General features: G+C 67.4%; 1 protein-coding gene and 1 pseudogene. One reads left to right on the plus strand and one right to left on the minus strand.

The genetic code is table 11. The features are described 5' to 3' along the window. Nucleotides 1-107: 107 nt before the first annotated feature. Nucleotides 108-326 (minus strand): annotated as a pseudogene (locus V6U90_RS33735) (transposase family protein); the annotation flags it as partial. Nucleotides 327-442: 116 nt separating this feature from the next. Here V6U90_RS33735 and V6U90_RS33740 point away from each other — a divergent pair. After that, nucleotides 443-693: DUF6444 domain-containing protein (locus V6U90_RS33740; RefSeq protein WP_442933716.1), on the plus strand; the 251-nt coding region annotated here is incomplete at its 3' end.

A 693-nucleotide genomic window follows, 5' to 3' on the forward strand; every position in this document is an offset into this window, starting at 1 on the left:
CACCGAACTCGTCGCCGGCTGTCCCTGGCTACCCACCGGCGCAGCGACCACCTGACCAGTCACGACACAGCTCACGGTGAAGGCGTTGTCCGGCAACGGTGTTGGTGTCACCCGGCGAGGATGATGTTGTGGAGGTGGGCGATACCGGAAGCGGTGTCGGTCAATGTGCTGGCGGCGCGGCGGTAGTCGCGCAGGATCTTGAAGCGCTTCATGCGGGCCAGGGCGTGTTCGACCTGTGCTCGGACGGTGCGGTGTTGCTTGTTCAGGTCCGCCTTCCACTCGGGTAACTCGCTGCCGTCGGCGGGCTTGTGGTACGGGATGATCACCTGTGACTGGTCAGGTGCTCGTCGGCGGGTCGGCTTGACCTGGGTCGTTCGGGTTGGATCATGGTTGGGTGTCCGGAACGCCGTCCATCGTGGAGCTGCTTGAGCGGCTTGCCCGGTTGGAGGCCCGGGTTCTTGAGTTGGAGCGGGAAAACGCCGGGTTGCGGCGGGAAAACGCGGTGTTGCGGCGGGAAAACGCGGTGTTGCGGGCGGAGAACGCGGATCTGCGGGCTCGGCTCGGGCAGGACTCGTCGAACTCGTCGCGGCCGCCGTCGTCGGATGGGCTGGCCAAGCCGGCGCCGAGGTCGTTGCGGGCGCGTTCGGGTCGGCGGCCGGGTGGGCAGCCTGGTCATGAGGGTCGCACGTTGCG

The organism is Micromonospora sp. CPCC 206060 (assembly GCF_036906895.1).
Taxonomy (GTDB): Bacteria; Actinomycetota; Actinomycetes; order Mycobacteriales; family Micromonosporaceae; genus Micromonospora.